The sequence below is a fragment of the Thiomonas sp. FB-Cd genome (assembly GCF_000733775.1).
Taxonomy (GTDB): Bacteria; Pseudomonadota; Gammaproteobacteria; order Burkholderiales; family Burkholderiaceae_C; genus Thiomonas_A.
In genome coordinates this window covers 920816-938688 of the sequence record NZ_JPOE01000005.1, presented here as the reverse complement: position 1 = coordinate 938688, position 17873 = coordinate 920816, and the positions used below count along the sequence as shown (strand labels likewise).

Here is a 17873-nt window from a genome sequence, read left to right as displayed (position 1 = left end):
TGAAACGCGATCTGGACCCCCAAAACATGAATATCGAAAATCGAAAACAGTGGACCTTCAATGACCTCGAGCGATGGCTGAACGAACGCCGCATCACCGAGATCGAATGCCTGGTGCCCGACCTCACCGGTGTGGCCCGAGGCAAGATCCTGCCGCGGAGCAAGTTCACCGAAGACCGCGGCATGCGTCTTCCCGAAAGCATCATCGGGCTGACGGTGACCGGCAACTGGCCGGAGGACGAGAAGCTCGACACGCTGATCGCGGACACCGACCGCGACATGAATCTGGTGCCGGACCCCAGCACCGTGCGGCTCGTGCCCTGGGCGACCGACCCCACCGCGCAGGTCATTCACGACTGCTATTTCAAGGACGGTGAGCCCGTCGATTACGCGCCGCGCACGGTGCTGAAGAACGTCATCAAGCTGTACACGGACAAAGGCTGGGAGCCTGTGGTGGCGCCTGAGCTGGAGTTTTACCTGGTCGACAAGAATACGGATCCCGACCAGCCTTTGCGCCCGCCGATCGGCCGATCGGGACGGGCTGAAACGTCGCGCCAGCATTACAGCATCGACGCGGTCAACGAGTTCGATCCGCTGTTCGAAGACATCTACGACTACTGCGACGCGATGGACCTCGACGTGGACACGCTGATCCACGAGGTCGGTGCCGGACAGATGGAAATCAATTTTCTGCACGGCAACCCGCTGGACTTGGCCGACAAGGTGTTCTTCTTCAAGCGCACCCTGCGCGAGGCCGCGCTGCGCCACAACATGTTCGCCACCTTCATGGCCAAGCCGATGGCGGGAGAGCCCGGCAGCGCCATGCATGTGCACCAGAGCATCGTGGACCGCAAGACAGGCCAGAACATTTTCAGCAGCCCCGACGGGACCGAGTCCCAGGCGTTCATGCACTACATCGGCGGGCTGCAGAAATACATTCCCCATGTGATGGCGCTCTTTGCCCCCTATGTCAACTCGTACCGGCGGCTGGTGGCCAATACGGCCGCGCCGACCAACGTGGAATGGGGTGGTGACAACCGCACCGTGGGGATTCGCGTGCCCAATTCCAACCCCGAAAACCGGCGCATGGAAAACCGCGTCATTGGCGCTGATGCCAACCCTTATGTGGCCCTGGCGGCGAGCCTGGCCTGCGGCTACCTGGGACTGGTCAACAAGATCGAGCCGCTGGCCGAGATGAAGGGCAACGCCTACAACCGCCCCAATGCCATTCCGCTGCCGCAGAGCCTGTCCGAGTCGGTGCGCATGCTCGACGAAGTGCCGGAAATCGAACAGGTGCTGGGCAAGCGCTTTTGCGGCATCTACAAGGCCGTGAAGATGAGCGAGTACGCCGAGTTCATGAAGGTCATCAGCCCCTGGGAGCGTGAGCACCTGCTGCTGCACGTGTGAGGGGCGAACCCCCGCGCGGACGTCGGCATCGTCCAAGCATGCGCGCGTCCAAGCCCGTTCCCATCGTCACCACCAAAACATCGAGACAGACCTCCGCACGGAGACTTGCATGAAGCTCAACGACATCCCCACGTTTGACACGGCCGCGCTGCGCGCAAAAGATGCGGCGCATCATCTGCACCCCTTTACGGACACCAAGGGCCTCAATGCCGCCGGCGCCCGCGTCATCGTGCGCGGCGACGGAGTGCGCATCTGGGACTCCGAGGGCCACGAGATCATCGACGGCATGTCCGGGCTCTGGTGCGTCAACCTCGGGTATGGTCGGCAGGATTTGGTCGACGCGGCCACGCACCAGATGCAGCTGCTGCCGTTCTACAACGCGTTCTTCAAAACAACCACGGCGCCAGCCGCCGAACTGGCCACACTTCTGGCTGAGGTGGCGCCCCCGGGGTTCGAGCACGTGTTTTTCACCAATTCCGGCTCCGAGGGCAATGACACCGTCATTCGCCTGGTGCGCCGCTACTGGGATGTGATGGGGCAGCCCCAGCGCAAGACGATCATCAGCCGCCACAACGCCTACCACGGCAGCACGCTGGGCGGCGCCTCGCTTGGGGGCATGAGCGGCATGCACGAGCAAGGCGACTTGCCCATTCCCGGCATCACGCACATCGATCAACCCTATCAGCTTCAGCACGGGCATGCGGGCGAGAGCGAACGGCATTTCGGCGTGCGCGCAGCAAGCTGGCTCGAAACCAAGATCCTCGAACTGGGTCCCGAAAACGTGGCGGCCTTCATCGGCGAGCCCGTGCAGGGCGCCGGTGGCGTGATCATCCCGCCGGCCAGTTACTGGCCCGAAATTCAGCGCATCTGTGATCAATACGGCATCCTGCTGGTGTCCGACGAGGTCATCTGCGGCTTTGGCCGGCTTGGTCAATGGTTCGGGTGCCAACACCCGCACATCAACACGCGGCCTGACCTGATCACCTTCGCCAAGGGCGTGACATCGGGCTACCTTCCGCTTGGCGGCGTGCTCGTGGGCGAGCGTATCGCCAAGGTTCTCATCGAGCAGGGCGGTGAGTTCACGCACGGATTCACCTATTCGGGCCATCCCACCTGCTGCGCAGTCGCCATTGCCAACGTGCAGGCCCTGCGCGGCGAGGGCGTGATCGAGCGCGTCGCCACGGATACGGCGCCGTATCTGGAGCAGCAGTTCGCCACGCTTGCCGACCATCCGCTCGTCGGCGACGCCCAATCATTGGGCATGGTCGCAGGCCTGGTGCTCTACAAGGACAAGACGACACGCACCCTTTTCGACGCCGAGCTTGGTGTGGGGTATCGCTGCCGTGACCACTGCTTCAAAAACGGTGTAGTCATGCGTGCCGTGGAAGAGCGGATGATCATCGCGCCACCACTGGTGATCACCCATGCGGAGATCGATCTCATGATCGCGCGCATCCGTCGTAGCCTGGATGACACACTGGCTAGTTTGCGCGAGGACGGGCTGCTATAAACGCGTGCTGTGACAGTGCGCTGCTACGGCCCTTGCGGGCATTTCCAAAATGGCGGACATTGGCATCAATATTGCATAGTTTCAAGGGTTCATTTCTACCAGTCTGACTACTTCTCAGGGGAGTTTTGATGCATACCAAACCTTGCTCGCAGCCGCCGCTTTCGAAGACGGCGAAGCCCAAATCGTCCGTCGCTGGCAAACTGCTTTCGGCCTTTGCCATCGGTGCCGCTGCCTTGACCCTGGGTACAGCCCAGCCGGCGTCGGCCGCCGACAACGTGCTCAACATGTATAACTGGTCGGACTACATCGCCCCGACCACGGTGCCTGGTTTCGAGAAGGAGTCGGGCATCAAGATGCGCTACGACACGTTCGACTCGAATGAAACGCTGTTCGCGAAAATGGTGGCGGGCGACACCGGCTACGACATCGTCGTGCCGTCGTCCAACTGGGCGGCCATCGACATCAAGGGCGGCCTGCTGCATCCCCTGGACAAGGCCAAGATCCCGAATTACAAGAACCTCAATCCTGAGTTGATGAAGCTTCTGGCCCAGGTCGATCCGGGCAACAAATACCTGATTCCCTGGATGTGGGGCTACACCACGGTGGGCATCAACGTGGGCAAAGTGAAAAAGGCCCTGGGTGACACGCCGATGCCGGCGAATCCCTGGGACCTGTTGTTCAACCCGACCTATGCCAACAAGCTGAAGTCCTGCGGCGTTTCCTTCCTGGATTCCGGCGGCGACATCATGGAAGCCGCGTTCAACTATCTCGGCATCCCGCAAAACACGAGCAATCCGGCCGATTTCGAGAAGGCCTATGCGATGGTGCAGAAGGTTCGCAACGACGTCAGCGAATTCTCCTCATCCGGGTACATCAACGACCTAGCCGGCGGCTCGATCTGCGCAGCGCTTGGCTGGTCGGGTGACATGGGCATTGCCGCGCATCGCGCCCAGGAAGCCAAGAACGGGCAGGACATCAAGGTCTTTGCCCCCACGCACGGGGCCGTGATCTTCATCGACACCATGGCCATCCCGGCCGATGCCAAGCACATTGACAACGCCTACAAGTTCATCAACTACCGTCTGCAACCCAAGGTTTGTGCGGCCGATACCAACACGGTGTACTACGCCAACCCGGTTCCCGCGTCGCTGCCGCTGGTGCTGCCACGCGTGAAGGACAACGACTACGTGTTCCTGGACCAGGCCATGATGAACAAGCTCATTCCGCCGAAGGTCTATTCCAGCGACGAGCGTCGCATGGTCACCCGGCTGTACACGAAGTTCAAGACCGGTCTGTAAACCCGACGCCACCCGCGGCGCAGATCCGCGGGTGGCGCCTCACAGCGCAAGCCAAGAGAACGACAACATGGCGGAGACGAGCATCAAGGCCCCAACGCTTCCCACTGCGGCAGGAGCCTTTCTGAAGATCAATGGAGTGACCAAGAGCTTTGGCGATGTTGTGGCGGTCGACAGCATCGAGCTCGATATTGAGCAAGGTGAGATTTTTGCCTTGCTGGGATCCTCAGGCTGCGGAAAGTCCACCTTGCTGCGCATGCTGGCCGGTTTTGAGACACCGACCGGCGGGCGGGTTTTTCTGGCGGGCGAGGACATCACGGATCTGCCGCCCTATGAGCGCCCCATCAACATGATGTTCCAGTCCTACGCGCTCTTTCCGCATCTCACCGTGTTCGACAACATCGCCTTTGGTCTGCGTCGCGACAAGATGGACAAAGCCGCCGTGACCCAGCGCGTGGAGCAGATGCTCGAGCTGGTGCAGCTCAAACCCTACGCCAAGCGCAAGCCCCACCAGCTCTCGGGCGGCCAGCAGCAGCGCGTGGCCCTTGCACGCAGCCTGGCCAAACGGCCGAAACTTCTGCTTCTCGACGAGCCGCTGGCCGCGCTGGACAAGAAACTGCGTGAGCGCACGCAGCTTGAACTCGTGAGCATCCTGCGCAAGGTCGGTGTCACCTGCGTGATGGTCACGCACGACCAGGAAGAGGCCATGACCATGGCCGACCGCATTGCGGTGATGCGCGAAGGCCGCTTCCTGCAGCTGGGTACACCCAGCGAGATTTACGAGCACCCCCAGACGCGCTTCGTCGCCGACTTCATCGGCAATGTCAACCTGTTCGAAGGCCGGCTGGTTACCGACGAGCCCGACCATTGCGAGATTCGTACCGATGAAGGCCTGTTTCACATCGGCCACGGCATCGTGGGCACGTTGGGCATGGAGCTGAACGTGGCGTTGCGCCCGGAAAAGATCGCCCTGGACGCAGGCCATCAACCCCATGCGCACAACGCCATGCATGGGGTGATCTCGGGTCGCTCCTACATGGGCAGCTACACGGTCTATGAGATCCAGTTGCCCACGCAACGCCGCATGCGCGTGACGGTGTCCAACGCCGATCGCCATGCCGATCCATTCGAGGTCGGTGTGCCGATCACCGCGAGCTGGGCGGCGACGTCGCCCGTGGTCATTGTCGACTGAAGAGCGCCCGACCATGGCCGACCTCAGCCCGTCCGACGGCAAGCGCGTCAAGAGGCCCCTGAACTGGGGGCGTCTGGCCGTGATCGGATCCCCCCAGCTCTGGCTCATCGCATTCTTGCTGGCGCCGTTTTTCATCCTGCTCAAGATCAGCCTGTCCGAGAGCAACGCCCTGGGCATCGGATTCGATCCCATCATTTCGTTCGTCAACGACAGCCTGCAGTTCAAGATCCGATTCGGTGCCTATCTGGCGCTGGTGCGCGACAACCTGTACATCCTCACCTACCTGTCGTCGCTCTGGTATGCCTTTCTCACCACGGTTCTCTGCCTGGTGATCGGCTACCCCTTCTCCTATTTCATGGCGCGGGCCAATGCTTCGCTGCGCCCGGCGCTGCTCATGCTGGTGATGCTGCCGTTCTGGACATCCTTCCTGATTCGCATCTATTCCTGGAAAAACCTGCTCGACGTCAACGGGCTGTTCAACCAGTTTCTCATGTGGGCAGGCATCATCCACACGCCGCTGCGCATGATGTTCACCGAGTTCTCGTTCATGATCGGGATGGTCTATGGGTACATCCCGTTCATGATCCTGCCCCTGTACGCCACACTCGTCAAAATGGACACGCGGCTGATCGAGGCTGCAGCCGACCTCGGATCCACGCCGCTCAAGACCTTCTGGCTGGTGACGATTCCGCTGTCACGCTCCGGGATCATCGCTGGCTCCTTGCTGGTCTTCATTCCGGCCGTGGGCGAGTACGTCATTCCCGAGCTGCTGGCAGGCCCGTCCACGCTCAACATCGGGCGTGTGATGTGGAACGAGTTCTTCGCCAATCTTGACTGGCAACGCGCCTCGGCAGTGGCCATCGTGATGATCCTCCTCATCCTGGTGCCAATCGCCATCTTCAACAAATACCAGACCAAGACCATGGAGGCCGCGCGATGAAGCGTTCTGCCGCGTTGCCCATGGCCTGGATGATTCTGGTCTACGTGTTTCTCTACCTTCCCATCGTCGTGCTGGTCGTGTATTCGTTCAACGACTCGCGCATGGTCACCGTCTGGGGTGGCTGGACCCTGAAGTGGTATGGCGCCGTGGTGCACGATCAGGAGGTCATCAGTGGGCTCATGCTTTCGCTCAAGGTTGCCCTGGCCACCGCAACCACGTCGGTCGTGCTCGGCACGCTGGCAGCCTTTGCACTGACGCGCTACCGGCGCTTTCGGGGCAAGAGCCTGCTCAATTTCATGATCAACATACCCTTGGTCATGCCCACGGTGGTGATTGCGCTGGCGCTGCTGCTGTTCTTCGTCACGGTGCAAAAGGCGATCGGCTTTCCCCAGAAGGGGTTCTTCACGATCTTCATTGGCCACACCGTCATGGCGATTTCCTACGCCACCGTGGTGGTGCAGTCGCGCTTGAAGGAAATGGACCAATCCATTGAAGAGGCGGCGATGGATCTCGGAGCGCGACCCTTTCAGGTCTTCATGCTGGTGACCCTGCCCTCGATCTCGCAGGCGCTCGTGTCAGCCTGGTTGCTGGCATTCTCGCTCTCGCTCGACGAGGTGGTCATTTCCGCGTTCCTCTCGGGGCCAGGCAGTACCACCCTGCCCGTGGTCATCTTCTCGCGTGCCCGACTCGGCCTGAATCCCACGATCAACGTGGTGGGTGCCGTCACCGTTTATCTGGTCATCGTTGCCGTGGCCATCAGCAGCGTGCTGATGGCGCGCCGCGAGCGGCAGCGGGCCAAGGAAAGCGCTGCCGCGTATCGGCAGGAAATGGAGTTCCACCCCGGCATCCATGCGGGAGATACCGGGACCGTATTGTCGTAGTTCATTCATAACCGTCGCTCAGGGAGAAGACCATGCAGAAGAAGTTCAGGTTGTCGATTTTGACGCTTAGCCTCGGTCTCGTGCCGGCCATCGCCATGGCTGACACGAACGCCGACATCCTTAAGGAGCTCGAGGCCTTGAAGGCCAAGGTCCAGCAACTCGAAGCCCAGGTGAAAACGCAGCAGGCGCAGATTCAGGACAACCAGAAAGCCACCGAAGAGGCTTCTCAGGTGGCCAACCACGCAGCCGTGCAGGTGACCGGCGTCAAAAGCGCGGCCGAGACGTCGGGCTTGAAGGGCTTGAGCATCACCGGCATGATTGCGCCCGCCTATGTGTACAACAAGGACCAACAGAACAGCTCATTCGTCTTCCTGAATCGCTCGAATGGCGACCCGGCCGGCAGCACGATTTACAACTACGACAACTCCAGTTTCGGCCAAGCCTATATTCAGTTCCAGAAGGTCACTGAAGGTGGCACCAAGTGGACCCTGAACCTGGCGCCTGACCGCGGCACCGGCGCCAACATGAATGGCAATTCCATTGTCAACGAGGCGTCCGTGTCGATGCCCCTGAATGGCGACCAGAATACGCGCCTGATCGCAGGTCAGATCCCGGATTGGGAAGGTTATGAATACGTGTTCGACAACCAGACGAAGTCGATCACCCACAACCTTCTGTTTGACTTCACCGAACTCTTTGCATACACGGGTGCCGGCGTCGATGTCACCAACGGCAATCTCGAATGGAAGGCCTTGGTTGGCAACGTCAACTCCCCGCGCTATTACTACAACAACGGCACCGGGGGCCGTGCGCCGGCTGCAATCTTCCGCGCCGACTACAGCCTTCCCGGTTACGACAGCGCAGGGGTCGGGTTCTGGGCCCTGGTCGGCAAGACGCCCAATGTGAGCTCGACCGGCATCGGTGTGGCCAACGGAACGTCAAGCACGACCATGTTCGAGGCCGATGGCTACCTGAACAAGGGCAACTGGGGCTATTACGGCCAGTTCGGGGCAGGCAAGCAGGTTGGTGCCGCATTCAACGGGGGTGATGCGCAATGGTGGGGGCTGTCCGGCATGCTCACCTACAACTACACGCCGCGTGTGCTGGGCTACGTCCGCGCCGACTACCTGAACGACTCGAAGAACGGCGGTGGCCTGGTCGGCGGTTACAACGGTACGGACTCGCTCAACGGTTTTGGGCCGGATCCCGTGTGCGTCAATTCGGGGGCGACAAACTGTGATGGCGCCAACCGCTACGCGCTGACGTTGGGGGCGAATTACCTGTACTCGAAGTCGACGACACTCAAGCTCGAGTACCGTTACGACCGCGCCAACATGGCAACCTTCCTCAACGTGTCCGATGGCAGCTATACCAATAACAACAACCTGCTCGCGGCCTCGGTGGTGGTGAGCTTCTGATCGGGTGTGCCCCGGCGGCTCTCAGCACTGCCGCCGGGGCACTGCCTTGTTCACATCCTTATTCCATGAAGTCCATCGTCGCATTCGGCTCCAGCCACGTGGTGCAGGAGCCATTGATCCCCGCTGCGGACCGCGTGCTGCGCGGGGACCCTCGCCAGCAGGTGTGGAACCACTACGCTGACCCCACGGCTCAGTTCAATGCCGGCACCTGGCAAGGTGAGCCCGGCGCGTGGCGCGTACGCTATGACCCGCACGAAGAAGAATTCTGCGTCCTCCTCGAAGGCGAGATGACGCTCACCGCAGCCGACGGCCAGGTGCAGAGTTTTCGCGCCGGGGACGCTTTTGTCGTGCCCGGCGGCTTTGAAGGCATCTGGGAAAACCGGACCCGGGTGCGCAAGCATTACGCCATCATGGCGCTGAAATCCGAAGCGTCTTGACGTCATCCTGCAGTCGCAGGCGAGGACTGGATGCCGCCAGGCCATCAACACATCACACCATAAACCTCTGGAGATTCGCATGAACGCACCATCCCCGCGTGACCTTTGGCACGCCCGTGCCGCCGACCGCATCGCCGCAGGCATCGACGGGCGCATGCTCATCAATGGCCAGCGCTACAACGCCACCGATGGACAGTGGTTCGACTGCATCTCGCCGCTGGACGGCAAGGTCATCACGCGTGTGGCGCGCGGCCAGGCCGCCGATGTCGACCGCGCCGTGGCTGCCGCTCGCGCGGCGTTCGACGACCGCCGTTGGGCGGGAAAATCGCCTGCCGCACGCAAGAAAGTGATGCTGGCTTTCGCCGAACAGATGCGTGCTGCCCGCGAGGAACTCGCCCTGCTGGAGACGCTGGACATGGGCAAGCCCATTCGCAACAGCCTTTCCGCCGATGTGCCCGCTGCAGCGCGCTGTATCCAGTGGTACGGCGAGGCCGTGGACAAGATCTATGACGAGATTGCCCCGACGGGGCGCGATGCCCTGGCACTCATCACGCGCGAGCCGGTGGGGGTGGTGGGCGCCATCGTGCCCTGGAACTACCCCATGCTGATGGCATCTTGGAAGCTCGGGCCAGCGCTTGCCGCGGGCAACAGCGTCGTGCTCAAACCGAGCGAAAAGTCGCCGCTCACGGCACTGCGCCTGGCAGAGCTTGCGCTGGAAGCGGGGATGCCCGAAGGCGTGTTCAATGTGGTGCCGGGCTACGGCCATGAGGCCGGCGAGGCGCTGGCGCTGCACATGGGTGTGGATGCCGTGGGCTTCACCGGCTCCACCCGCGTGGGGCGCAAGATGCTGGACTACGCCAGCCGCAGCAATCTCAAGCGCATCTACAACGAGCTCGGCGGTAAGTCGGCGAATATCGTATTCGCCGACTTCGATGATCTGGACCGCGCCGCAGCCACCGCCGCAGGCAGCATGTTCTACAACCAGGGCGAGTCGTGCAACGCGCCCTCACGCCTGCTCGTGCAGGAGGACATTGCCGACGCCTTCGTCGAAAAACTCCGAGCCTTGACCCCGCAGTACGCCCCAGCCGACCCGCTCGACCCGGGAACGGTGCTTGGCGCCCTGGTGGACGAGGGGCAGACGCAGACAGTGATGGGCTACATCCAGAGCGGCTTGGCCGAAGGCGCGCGGTGCGTCACCGGGGGTTGCCGCGCCCTTGAAGAAACCGGCGGTCAGTTCGTGGCGCCCACGGTGTTCGACCACGTGAGCAACACGATGAAAATCGCCCGCGAGGAGATCTTCGGGCCGGTGCTTGCCGTCATTCGCTTCAAGACGGAAGCTGACGCCATTGCGATGGCCAACGACAGCAGCTACGGCCTGCACGCCGGGCTGTGGACGCGCAATATCGATCGCGCCATGCGCGTGTCGCGTGCGCTGCATGTGGGCACCGTGCATGTGAATCAGTACGACGAAGATGACATCACCGTGCCTTTCGGCGGCGTGAAGCAGTCCGGGAACGGGCGCGACAAGTCGCTGCATGCCTTCGACAAGTACACCGAACTCAAGACCACCTGGATGCGTATCGAATCGGCCTGATGCGCCGATCGAGCGCACCTTTGCATGGGCCAGTCTCCGGCGCGACCCCTGGGTCAGAGCCGGGGATGCCACCATCGGACTCACGGATTTTTCAACATGAACCATTCTCGTAACGAACAACTCATGGCCCGCAAGGCGGCGGCCACACCGCGTGGCGTGGGCGTCATGGCGAGCTTTTTTGCCGATCACGCCGAGGGCGCCGAACTGTGGGACGTCGAAGGTCGCCGCTTCATTGATTTCGCAGGCGGTATTGCTGTCCTCAACGTCGGTCACCGGCATCCGAAGATCGTCGCCGCCCTTGAGGAGCAGCTGGAGCACTTCACGCACACCTGTTATCAAGTCGTGCCATATGAGAGCTATGTCAGTCTCGCGGAAAAGCTCAACGCGCTCACGCCAGGCGACTTCCCGAAGAAGACCGCCCTGTTCTCCACCGGCGCCGAAGCCGTGGAAAATGCCATCAAGATCGCTCGCGCCTACACGAAGCGCGCGGGAGTCATCGCGTTTGGCGGCGGCTTTCACGGTCGCAGCCTCTTTGCCGTGTCGCTGACAGGCAAGGTGCAGCCGTACAAGGCGGGATTCGGCCCCTTTCCGCCCGAGATCTACCACGTCCCCTTCCCTTGCCATGGCGCCGCGCTCGACGAGACCAGGAAGGCGATGCAGCAGCTTTTCAAGGCCGACATTGAGCCCTCGCGGGTGGCGGCCATCATCGTCGAGCCCATTCAGGGCGAGGGCGGTTTCAACGTGATCCAGCCCGAGGCCTTGAAGTGGCTGCGCGCGTTGTGCGACGAGCACGGCATCGTGCTGATCGCCGACGAGGTGCAAAGCGGCTTTGGGCGCACCGGGCGGATGTTCGCTATGGAGCACTTCCATGAGCAGACCGGGGTGCTGCCGGACCTGATGACGATTGCCAAATCGCTGGCCTCGGGCATGCCGTTGTCAGCGGTGACAGGCCGTGCGGAGATCATGGATGGGCCGGCGCCCGGCGGGCTGGGCGGCACGTATGCTGGCAACCCGCTGGCGGTAGCCGCCGCGCACGCCGTGATTGACGTGATGCGCGAAGAGAAGCTGCCCGAGCGCGGCCAGATGCTTGGCGACAGGCTCAAGAGCCGGCTGCAGGCGTTGCGCAGCGTCGTGCCCCAGATCGACGATGTGCGCGGCCTGGGCGCGATGGTCGCCGCGGAGTTCAGGGACCCGGCCACCGGTGAGCCCGATGCCGATTTCACCAAGCGGGTGCAGGCACTGGCACTGGAGCGAGGACTCATCTTGCTGAGTTGTGGGGTGGACGCGAACGTGCTGCGTTTTTTGTTTCCGCTGACCATCCCCGACGCCGTGTTCGCCGAGGGCCTGGATCTGCTGGAGGCGGCGCTGCGCGCGGCCTGAAAACGCCATGCCGGCCGCTGGGCGTGCCCGATCCGCCCGGCGTCGGCGCCGGGAGCGGTGACGCCGGGCGAACGGGCTGCTTAGGGCTTGGGTTGGGGTCGTGCCCGAGGCTTGACGAATCTCCAGCGTTCGGAGCAGGGAAGGCTGGTGCCGGGTCTCGATCCGGCGCTAGGATGCAGCTTTCGCATCGCGGCCCCTGCCCATGAGTCCCGATTCGCTCATCGCCCAAGAGCAAGCCCGCACCCCGTTGGGTCGAAACGGGCTATTCCTGCACGCCGAGGATGAACAGGCGTTCTTGCGCGGGGAATGGGAGTACATCGGCGCGCGCCTGCGCATCCTGGGTTTGTGGGGCAGTGTCGCATTCATGCTCGCGGCCTACACGGACTTCACCGTCCTGGGCTCCAAGCCGGTGCTGTTCGGCATTTTGGGCTTGCGCCTGATCGTGCTGGCCTTGGGCATCCGACTCATCCTTCTGGGGCGCAGGGCTGAGGCCGCGGAGCACGGGCGCATGGCTCGCGCATTGCTGGCGTTCGAGATCTCTGTCCTGGGCGTTTTTCTCGTTCTGGTCCCTGCCTACGGCGGCGCCGTTGATTACCACGCGATTACGGCGTTGCTCCTGACGATCGCGCTGTATGCCTACGCACCGGCATTGAGCGCAGGCTCCCTCTTGGTGGGGCCGATTTTCACGGTGATCTTCCTTTGGGAAGCGGTGTTCGTGCTGCGCGCGGCACCCCAGGTCACCAGCATCGTGGGCATCCTGCTTGTGTTTGCCAACTTTGCCGGCTGGCAGGTGGCCACCCAACTCAACCGGATCCAGCGCATGAACTGGATGGACCGCAACCGATTGCGCCGCGAGGTTGCCGAGCGTCTTGCGGCGGAAAAGCGCGCCCTCGCGGGCGAGGACAACCTGCGCCGCCTGTTCGACACCACGCCCGTGCCCATGGTGCTCAGCCAGCAGCCGAGCGGGCAGGTGTTGCGCTACAACCAGGCGGCGGAGAACCTGCTCGATCCCGCCGGCAAAGTCCGCGCAGGGGCCGTCCTCTTTAGCGCCGATTTCTTCGCCGACCCCGCGGAGTTTGCGCAGCAGCGGGAGCAGCTTTTGCGCGAGGGTCGTGTCGGGCCGCTGGATGTGCATCTCAAGACCACCGACGGACGGGTGGTGGATGTGATGTTGTCATCGGCAGTCATGCAGTTCCACGGGGAGCCAGCCACAATCGCCAGTCTCGTGGAGATCACCGCACGCAAGCGCTACGAGCACGAATTGCGTCGCCTGACACAAACGGACCCGCTGACGGGGTTGCTCAACCGGCGCGGCTTTTTCGCCCAGGCCAGCAAATTGATCGAGGCCTTGCAGACGTCGGGTGCGCCGATCGCCGTGTTGCTGATGGATGCGGACCATTTCAAACGGGTCAATGATGCCCACGGGCATGCCGTCGGGGACGAGGCTCTGAGGCAAATCGGCGCGGTGATCCAGACCCAGTTGCGCGATGCCGATGCGCTTGCCCGTGTGGGCGGAGAGGAGTTTGCCTGTCTGCTTCCAGGCACGTCGCAGCAACAGGCGATGGAGGTTGCCGAGCGCATTCGCACCGCGGTCGGGATGCAAAGCATGCACTGCGCGGACGTGCGCGTGGAAGTCAGCCTGAGCATTGGGGTGAGCGTGGTGGCGGATCACGAACAGCGCATCGATGAGGCGCTCAACCGCGCCGACCGTGCGATGTACGTCGCCAAGCGCGCGGGCCGTAACCGCGTGGATATCATGGTTTAAGCGCGCCTCGCGTCGGCAACGTGCCGAGGCGACATCAAGGGGTGTTGGGAGAGCGATTCGAATGCCCAGTTCAGCCAATAGCGTCAGCTCGTCGACACGCCCCGAGGCATTCACGGCTGCTGGGGTGTTTGCCGACGCGCAGGTGGAGAATGGCTACGTGCGCGCCAACTGGCAAGCCATCCGCGCTCGCTTGCGCGCTGTCGGGCTTTGCGGGGGTGCGGCCTTCGTGCTCACCGGGTTGGTGGACATCGCAGCGATTGGAGTCGTACCCATCCTGTGGGTCATCATGGCCAGCCGCCTGGCGCTTGCTGGTGTGGCGTGGCTCCTGGTGCGCAGCAGCCTGCGCACATCCATCCCGGTCGAGCGCATACCCGGAGTGCGCGGGCAGTTGTTCGTGTTCGAGCTCCTCGCGCTGCCCATCGTCTTGCTGGAGGTCTGGACGGTGCCGGGCTCGGCCGCGTTTTACACGATGAGCGTCCTGCTCCTCGTGTTTGCGCTTTACGCCTTTGCTCCCCTGCTGAGCGGTTCGTCGCTATGGTTGGGACCGCTGCTGAGCCTGCCGTTCATGGGGATGGTCGTTGCGGGACATCCGAACCATCTGCGCTTGATCGCAACGGCCATGGTTTTGCTGGGGTTTGCGAATCGGATAGGCTGGCAGATTGCCGTGGCCCATGCCCGGCACCTGCGCCTGGCGTGGGTTGACCGGGACGCGTTGCAGAAGGAAGTGGCCGAGCGGCGCTCGGTTGAAAGAGCACTGGAGCAAAGCGAATTGCATGCCCGCCTCCTGTTCGAGGACGCGCCGGTGCCCATGCTGGTGTTGCGACTGCGTGACGGCGCGATTGTGCGATCCAATCAGGCCGCGCAGGCGTTTCTCGACGCGGCAGACCCGACCCGACTGTCGCCCGTTTGGCTGGATGGGAATGGCGTTTCACGGCGCCGCGACGCGCTTTTCTCCCGTGTGGTGGACGGTCAGGCGCTGTCGCCGATCGAGCTGCAGTTGCGCACCAGCCAGGGAGCGTTGCGCGACACGCTCGTTTCGGCACAGCCCATTGCATATGAGGGTCAGGAATGCGTGCTGGTCGGGCTGACCGATGTATCCGATCTCAAGGCGCTGCAGCGGCAGTTGCAGGACCAATCCGAGCAGGACGTCCTCACGCGGCTGCCCAATCGTCGTGGTTTCAATGCGCGTGCGCGTGCCTTGCTCGAAAATGAGGGACAGGCGCTGGCGCTGCTGATGGCGGACCTGGACCATTTCAAGCGCGTCAACGACACCTACGGCCACCGCGTCGGCGACGAAATGCTGGCACAGATCGGCGCTCTGCTGGGAGCCCACATGCGCCAGGCCGACGTGGTCGCGCGCTTCGGCGGGGAGGAGTTCGTGGCCTTGTTGGCCATCGACAACGCGGAGGCGGCGCTCGAAGCCGCCGAGCGCCTGCGCAGCTACGTCGAACTCCACCCCTTCGCCACCAGCGCTGGTGTGTTGCGGCTGAGCGTGAGCATCGGCCTGGCGCTGCGCGAAAGCGCGGGGGGCGCCGGCGAGCTGTCGGCGCTGCTGGAGGCCGCCGACGAAGCGCTGTATCGTGCCAAGCACGCGGGGCGCAACCGCGTGGAGCTCAAGCTGCTGTCGTCGTAAGCGGCAGCCAAAAGGAGGCGCCGATGTCCCTCACGGCGCGGTCGAGCTTGGGCTGGCCGCCCCCATCGCGCCGGCACGGGCGACGGGGAGTGCGGTCAGGCGCGAGGTGCGCAAATGGCCCTGTCCATCTCCACACTCCCGGCTCACGCCAGGTCAAAGCGGTCCAGGTGCATCACCCTGCCCCAGGCGCAGGCGAAGTCCTGTGCGAATTTGAGACCGGCATCGCTGCTGGCGTAGACCTCGGCCAACGCGCGCAACTCGGCGTTGGAGCCAAACACCAGGTCGGCCTGGGTCGCGGTCCATTTCAGCGCGCCTGTCTTGCGGTCGCGGCCTTCGAACACTCCGGCCGTGCTGCTGCGCTGCCACAGCGTGCCCATGTCGAGCAGGTTGACGAAAAAATCCTGGCTCAAGACGCCCGGGCGCTGGGTGAACACGCCGTGTTGGCTCTGGGCGAAGTTGGCTGCGAGCACACGGAGGCCACCCACCAGCACGGTCAGCTCCGGCGGGGTGAGGTCGAGCAGCTGCGCCTTGTCCACCAACAGCTCGGCCGCAGCCTCTTCAAGCCCCGTGCGCGCGTAGTTGCGGAAGCCGTCAGCGCGCGGCTCGAGCACAGCGAACGACTCCACGTCGGTCTGCTCCTGCGCGGCGTCCATGCGGCCTGGATGGAAGGGTACGGTAACGTCGAAGCCCGCCTGCTTGGCCGCCAACTCAACCGCAGTGCACCCTCCCAGCACGATCAAGTCGGCCAGCGACACCTTCTTGCCCCCGCCTGCCCGGGCATTGAAGCTGCGTTGAATGCCTTCGAGGACCGGCAGCACGGCGGCCAGTTGCTCGGGCTCGTTGACGTCCCACTCCTTCTGCGGACTCAGGCGAATGCGTGCGCCGTTGGCTCCACCTCGCTTGTCACTGCCCCGGAAGCTGGCCGCGGACGACCAGGCGGTGTAGACCAGCTCGCGCGTGGACAGGCCACTTGCCACCAGCTCCATCTTGAGCGCGGCAATGTCGCCGGCGTCGATGAGCGGATGGTTGACCGCCGGGATGGGGTCTTGCCAGATCAGGTCTTCCTTGGGCACTTCGGGGCCGAGGTAGCGCGCCTTGGGACCCATGTCGCGGTGTGTGAGCTTGAACCAGGCGCGGGCGAAGGCATCGGCGAACGCGTCGGGGTGCGCGTGGAAGCGCTTGGAAATCGGGGCGTAGATCGGATCGAAGCGCAATGAAAGATCCGTGGTCAGCATCGTCGGCTTGTGCTTTTTACCCGGGTCAGCTGCGTCGGGGATGATCTCGGGCGCGTCCTTGGCCACCCACTGGTGTGCGCCAGCCGGGCTCCTGGTCAGCTCCCACTCGTAGCCGAACAGCATGTCGAAATAGCCCGTGCTCCACTGGGTGGGCTTGGGCGTCCAGGTCACTTCCAGCCCGCTGCCGATCTGGTCGGCTCCTTTGCCACTGCGGAAGCTGCTGAGCCATCCCAGGCCCTGCTGCTCGATCGGTGCCGCTTCCGGAGCAGGGCCCACGTGCGTGGCGGGGCCGGCTCCATGTGTCTTGCCGAAGGTGTGGCCGCCGGCGATCAGTGCCACGGTCTCTTCGTCGTTCATCGCCATGCGGGCAAAGGTTTCGCGGATGTCGCGGGCGGCAGCCAGCGGGTCGGGATTGCCGCCGGGGCCTTCGGGGTTGACGTAGATCAGACCCATCTGCACCGCAGCCAGGGGGTTCTCCAGATCGCGCTCGCCGGTGTAACGCTTGTCGTCGCCCAGCCAGGTCTTTTCCTCGCCCCAGTACACGGCGTGGTCGGGCTCCCACACGTCGGCGCGACCGCCGCCGAAGCCGAAGGTCTTGAAGCCCATCGACTCCAGCGCGACGTTGCCGGCCAGAATCATGAGATCGGCCCATGAAATCTTGCCGCCGTATTTCTGCTTGACCGGCCAAAGCAGGCGCCGCGCCTTGTCCAGATTGACATTGTCGGGCCAGCTGTTGAGCGGGGCAAAGCGCTGCTGGCCGCTGCCCGCGCCGCCACGGCCGTCACCGATGCGGTAGGTGCCGGCGCCATGCCAGGCCATACGGATGAACAAGGGTCCGTAATGGCCGAAGTCGGCCGGCCACCAGTCCTGGGAATCGGTCATCAGGGCGCGCAGATCGGCCTTGACCCTGGCCAGATCGAGGGTTTTGAATGCCTTGGCATAGTCGAAGCCGTCGCCCATCGGGTCGGACTTGGCCGAGTTCTGGCGCAGGATGTCGAGATTGAGCTGCTCGGGCCACCAGTCGCGCGTCGACGGGCCGCTGGCTGCCGTGTGGGCGAACGGGCATTGGGATTGGGATGGCATGTCCATGTGGAGCTCCTTGCGACGCGGGATACGGAGGAATGGGAAGACGTCTGGAAGGGACAAGAGGGACTTTAGGCGCCGGCGCTGGAAATTGAAAATTGAAT

13 protein-coding genes are annotated in these 17873 nt (G+C 63.2%); 12 read left to right on the top strand and 1 reads right to left on the bottom strand.

The window, feature by feature from the left end; all coding sequences use genetic code 11:
- Nucleotides 1–32: 32 nt before the first annotated feature.
- The 12 genes from CD04_RS0118115 to CD04_RS0118060 all read left to right on the top strand — a co-directional run bounded on the left by CD04_RS0118115 (nucleotide 33) and on the right by CD04_RS0118060 (nucleotide 15451).
- A complete protein-coding gene (locus CD04_RS0118115) occupies nucleotides 33–1406 on the top strand; it encodes a glutamine synthetase family protein (protein ID WP_369792867.1) in 1374 nt (457 codons plus the stop codon).
- A gap of 109 nt (nucleotides 1407–1515) precedes the next feature.
- On the top strand, nucleotides 1516–2916 hold the full coding sequence (locus CD04_RS0118110; protein WP_031409340.1) for an aspartate aminotransferase family protein: 1401 nt from the start codon (nucleotides 1516–1518) through the stop codon (nucleotides 2914–2916).
- Between the two features lie 128 nt (nucleotides 2917–3044).
- Nucleotides 3045–4214 carry a polyamine ABC transporter substrate-binding protein gene (locus CD04_RS0118105; protein WP_038168550.1) on the top strand — a complete coding sequence of 390 codons (1170 nt, stop codon included), beginning with the start codon at nucleotides 3045–3047 and terminating at the stop codon, nucleotides 4212–4214.
- Between the two features lie 67 nt (nucleotides 4215–4281).
- Nucleotides 4282–5403, top strand: coding sequence for an ABC transporter ATP-binding protein (locus tag CD04_RS0118100; RefSeq protein WP_031409336.1), 1122 nt, complete (start codon nucleotides 4282–4284; stop codon nucleotides 5401–5403).
- Nucleotides 5404–5416: 13 nt separating this feature from the next.
- Nucleotides 5417–6343 (top strand): ABC transporter permease subunit, encoded by a 927-nt coding sequence (locus CD04_RS0118095; RefSeq protein WP_031409334.1) that lies wholly within the window; start codon nucleotides 5417–5419, stop codon nucleotides 6341–6343.
- The gene (locus CD04_RS0118090) at nucleotides 6340–7224 is read left to right on the top strand and encodes an ABC transporter permease (protein ID WP_051849403.1); all 885 of its coding nucleotides are present in this window, start codon (nucleotides 6340–6342) and stop codon (nucleotides 7222–7224) included. The genes CD04_RS0118095 and CD04_RS0118090 overlap by 4 nt, the downstream gene beginning before the upstream one ends.
- A gap of 32 nt (nucleotides 7225–7256) precedes the next feature.
- Nucleotides 7257–8642 (top strand): DUF3138 family protein, encoded by a 1386-nt coding sequence (locus CD04_RS0118085; protein WP_031409329.1) that lies wholly within the window; start codon nucleotides 7257–7259, stop codon nucleotides 8640–8642.
- Between the two features lie 65 nt (nucleotides 8643–8707).
- Nucleotides 8708–9079 (top strand): cupin domain-containing protein, encoded by a 372-nt coding sequence (locus CD04_RS0118080; protein WP_031409328.1) that lies wholly within the window; start codon nucleotides 8708–8710, stop codon nucleotides 9077–9079.
- A 79-nt stretch (nucleotides 9080–9158) separates the two neighbouring features.
- Nucleotides 9159–10673 (top strand): aldehyde dehydrogenase, encoded by a 1515-nt coding sequence (locus tag CD04_RS0118075; RefSeq protein ID WP_031409326.1) that lies wholly within the window; start codon nucleotides 9159–9161, stop codon nucleotides 10671–10673.
- A 96-nt stretch (nucleotides 10674–10769) separates the two neighbouring features.
- On the top strand, nucleotides 10770–12053 hold the full coding sequence (gabT, locus tag CD04_RS0118070) for a 4-aminobutyrate--2-oxoglutarate transaminase (RefSeq protein WP_031409323.1): 1284 nt from the start codon (nucleotides 10770–10772) through the stop codon (nucleotides 12051–12053).
- A gap of 202 nt (nucleotides 12054–12255) precedes the next feature.
- Entirely contained in the window at nucleotides 12256–13818 is a 1563-nt protein-coding gene (locus CD04_RS0118065; protein ID WP_051849402.1) for a sensor domain-containing diguanylate cyclase, read from the top strand.
- Between the two features lie 61 nt (nucleotides 13819–13879).
- Nucleotides 13880–15451 (top strand): sensor domain-containing diguanylate cyclase, encoded by a 1572-nt coding sequence (locus CD04_RS0118060; protein WP_031409319.1) that lies wholly within the window; start codon nucleotides 13880–13882, stop codon nucleotides 15449–15451.
- A 143-nt stretch (nucleotides 15452–15594) separates the two neighbouring features.
- Here CD04_RS0118060 and katG read toward each other — a convergent pair whose 3' ends face one another.
- Nucleotides 15595–17769 (bottom strand): catalase/peroxidase HPI, encoded by a 2175-nt coding sequence (katG, locus tag CD04_RS0118055; protein ID WP_031409317.1) that lies wholly within the window; start codon nucleotides 17767–17769, stop codon nucleotides 15595–15597.
- Between the last annotated feature and the right edge of the window lie 104 nt (nucleotides 17770–17873).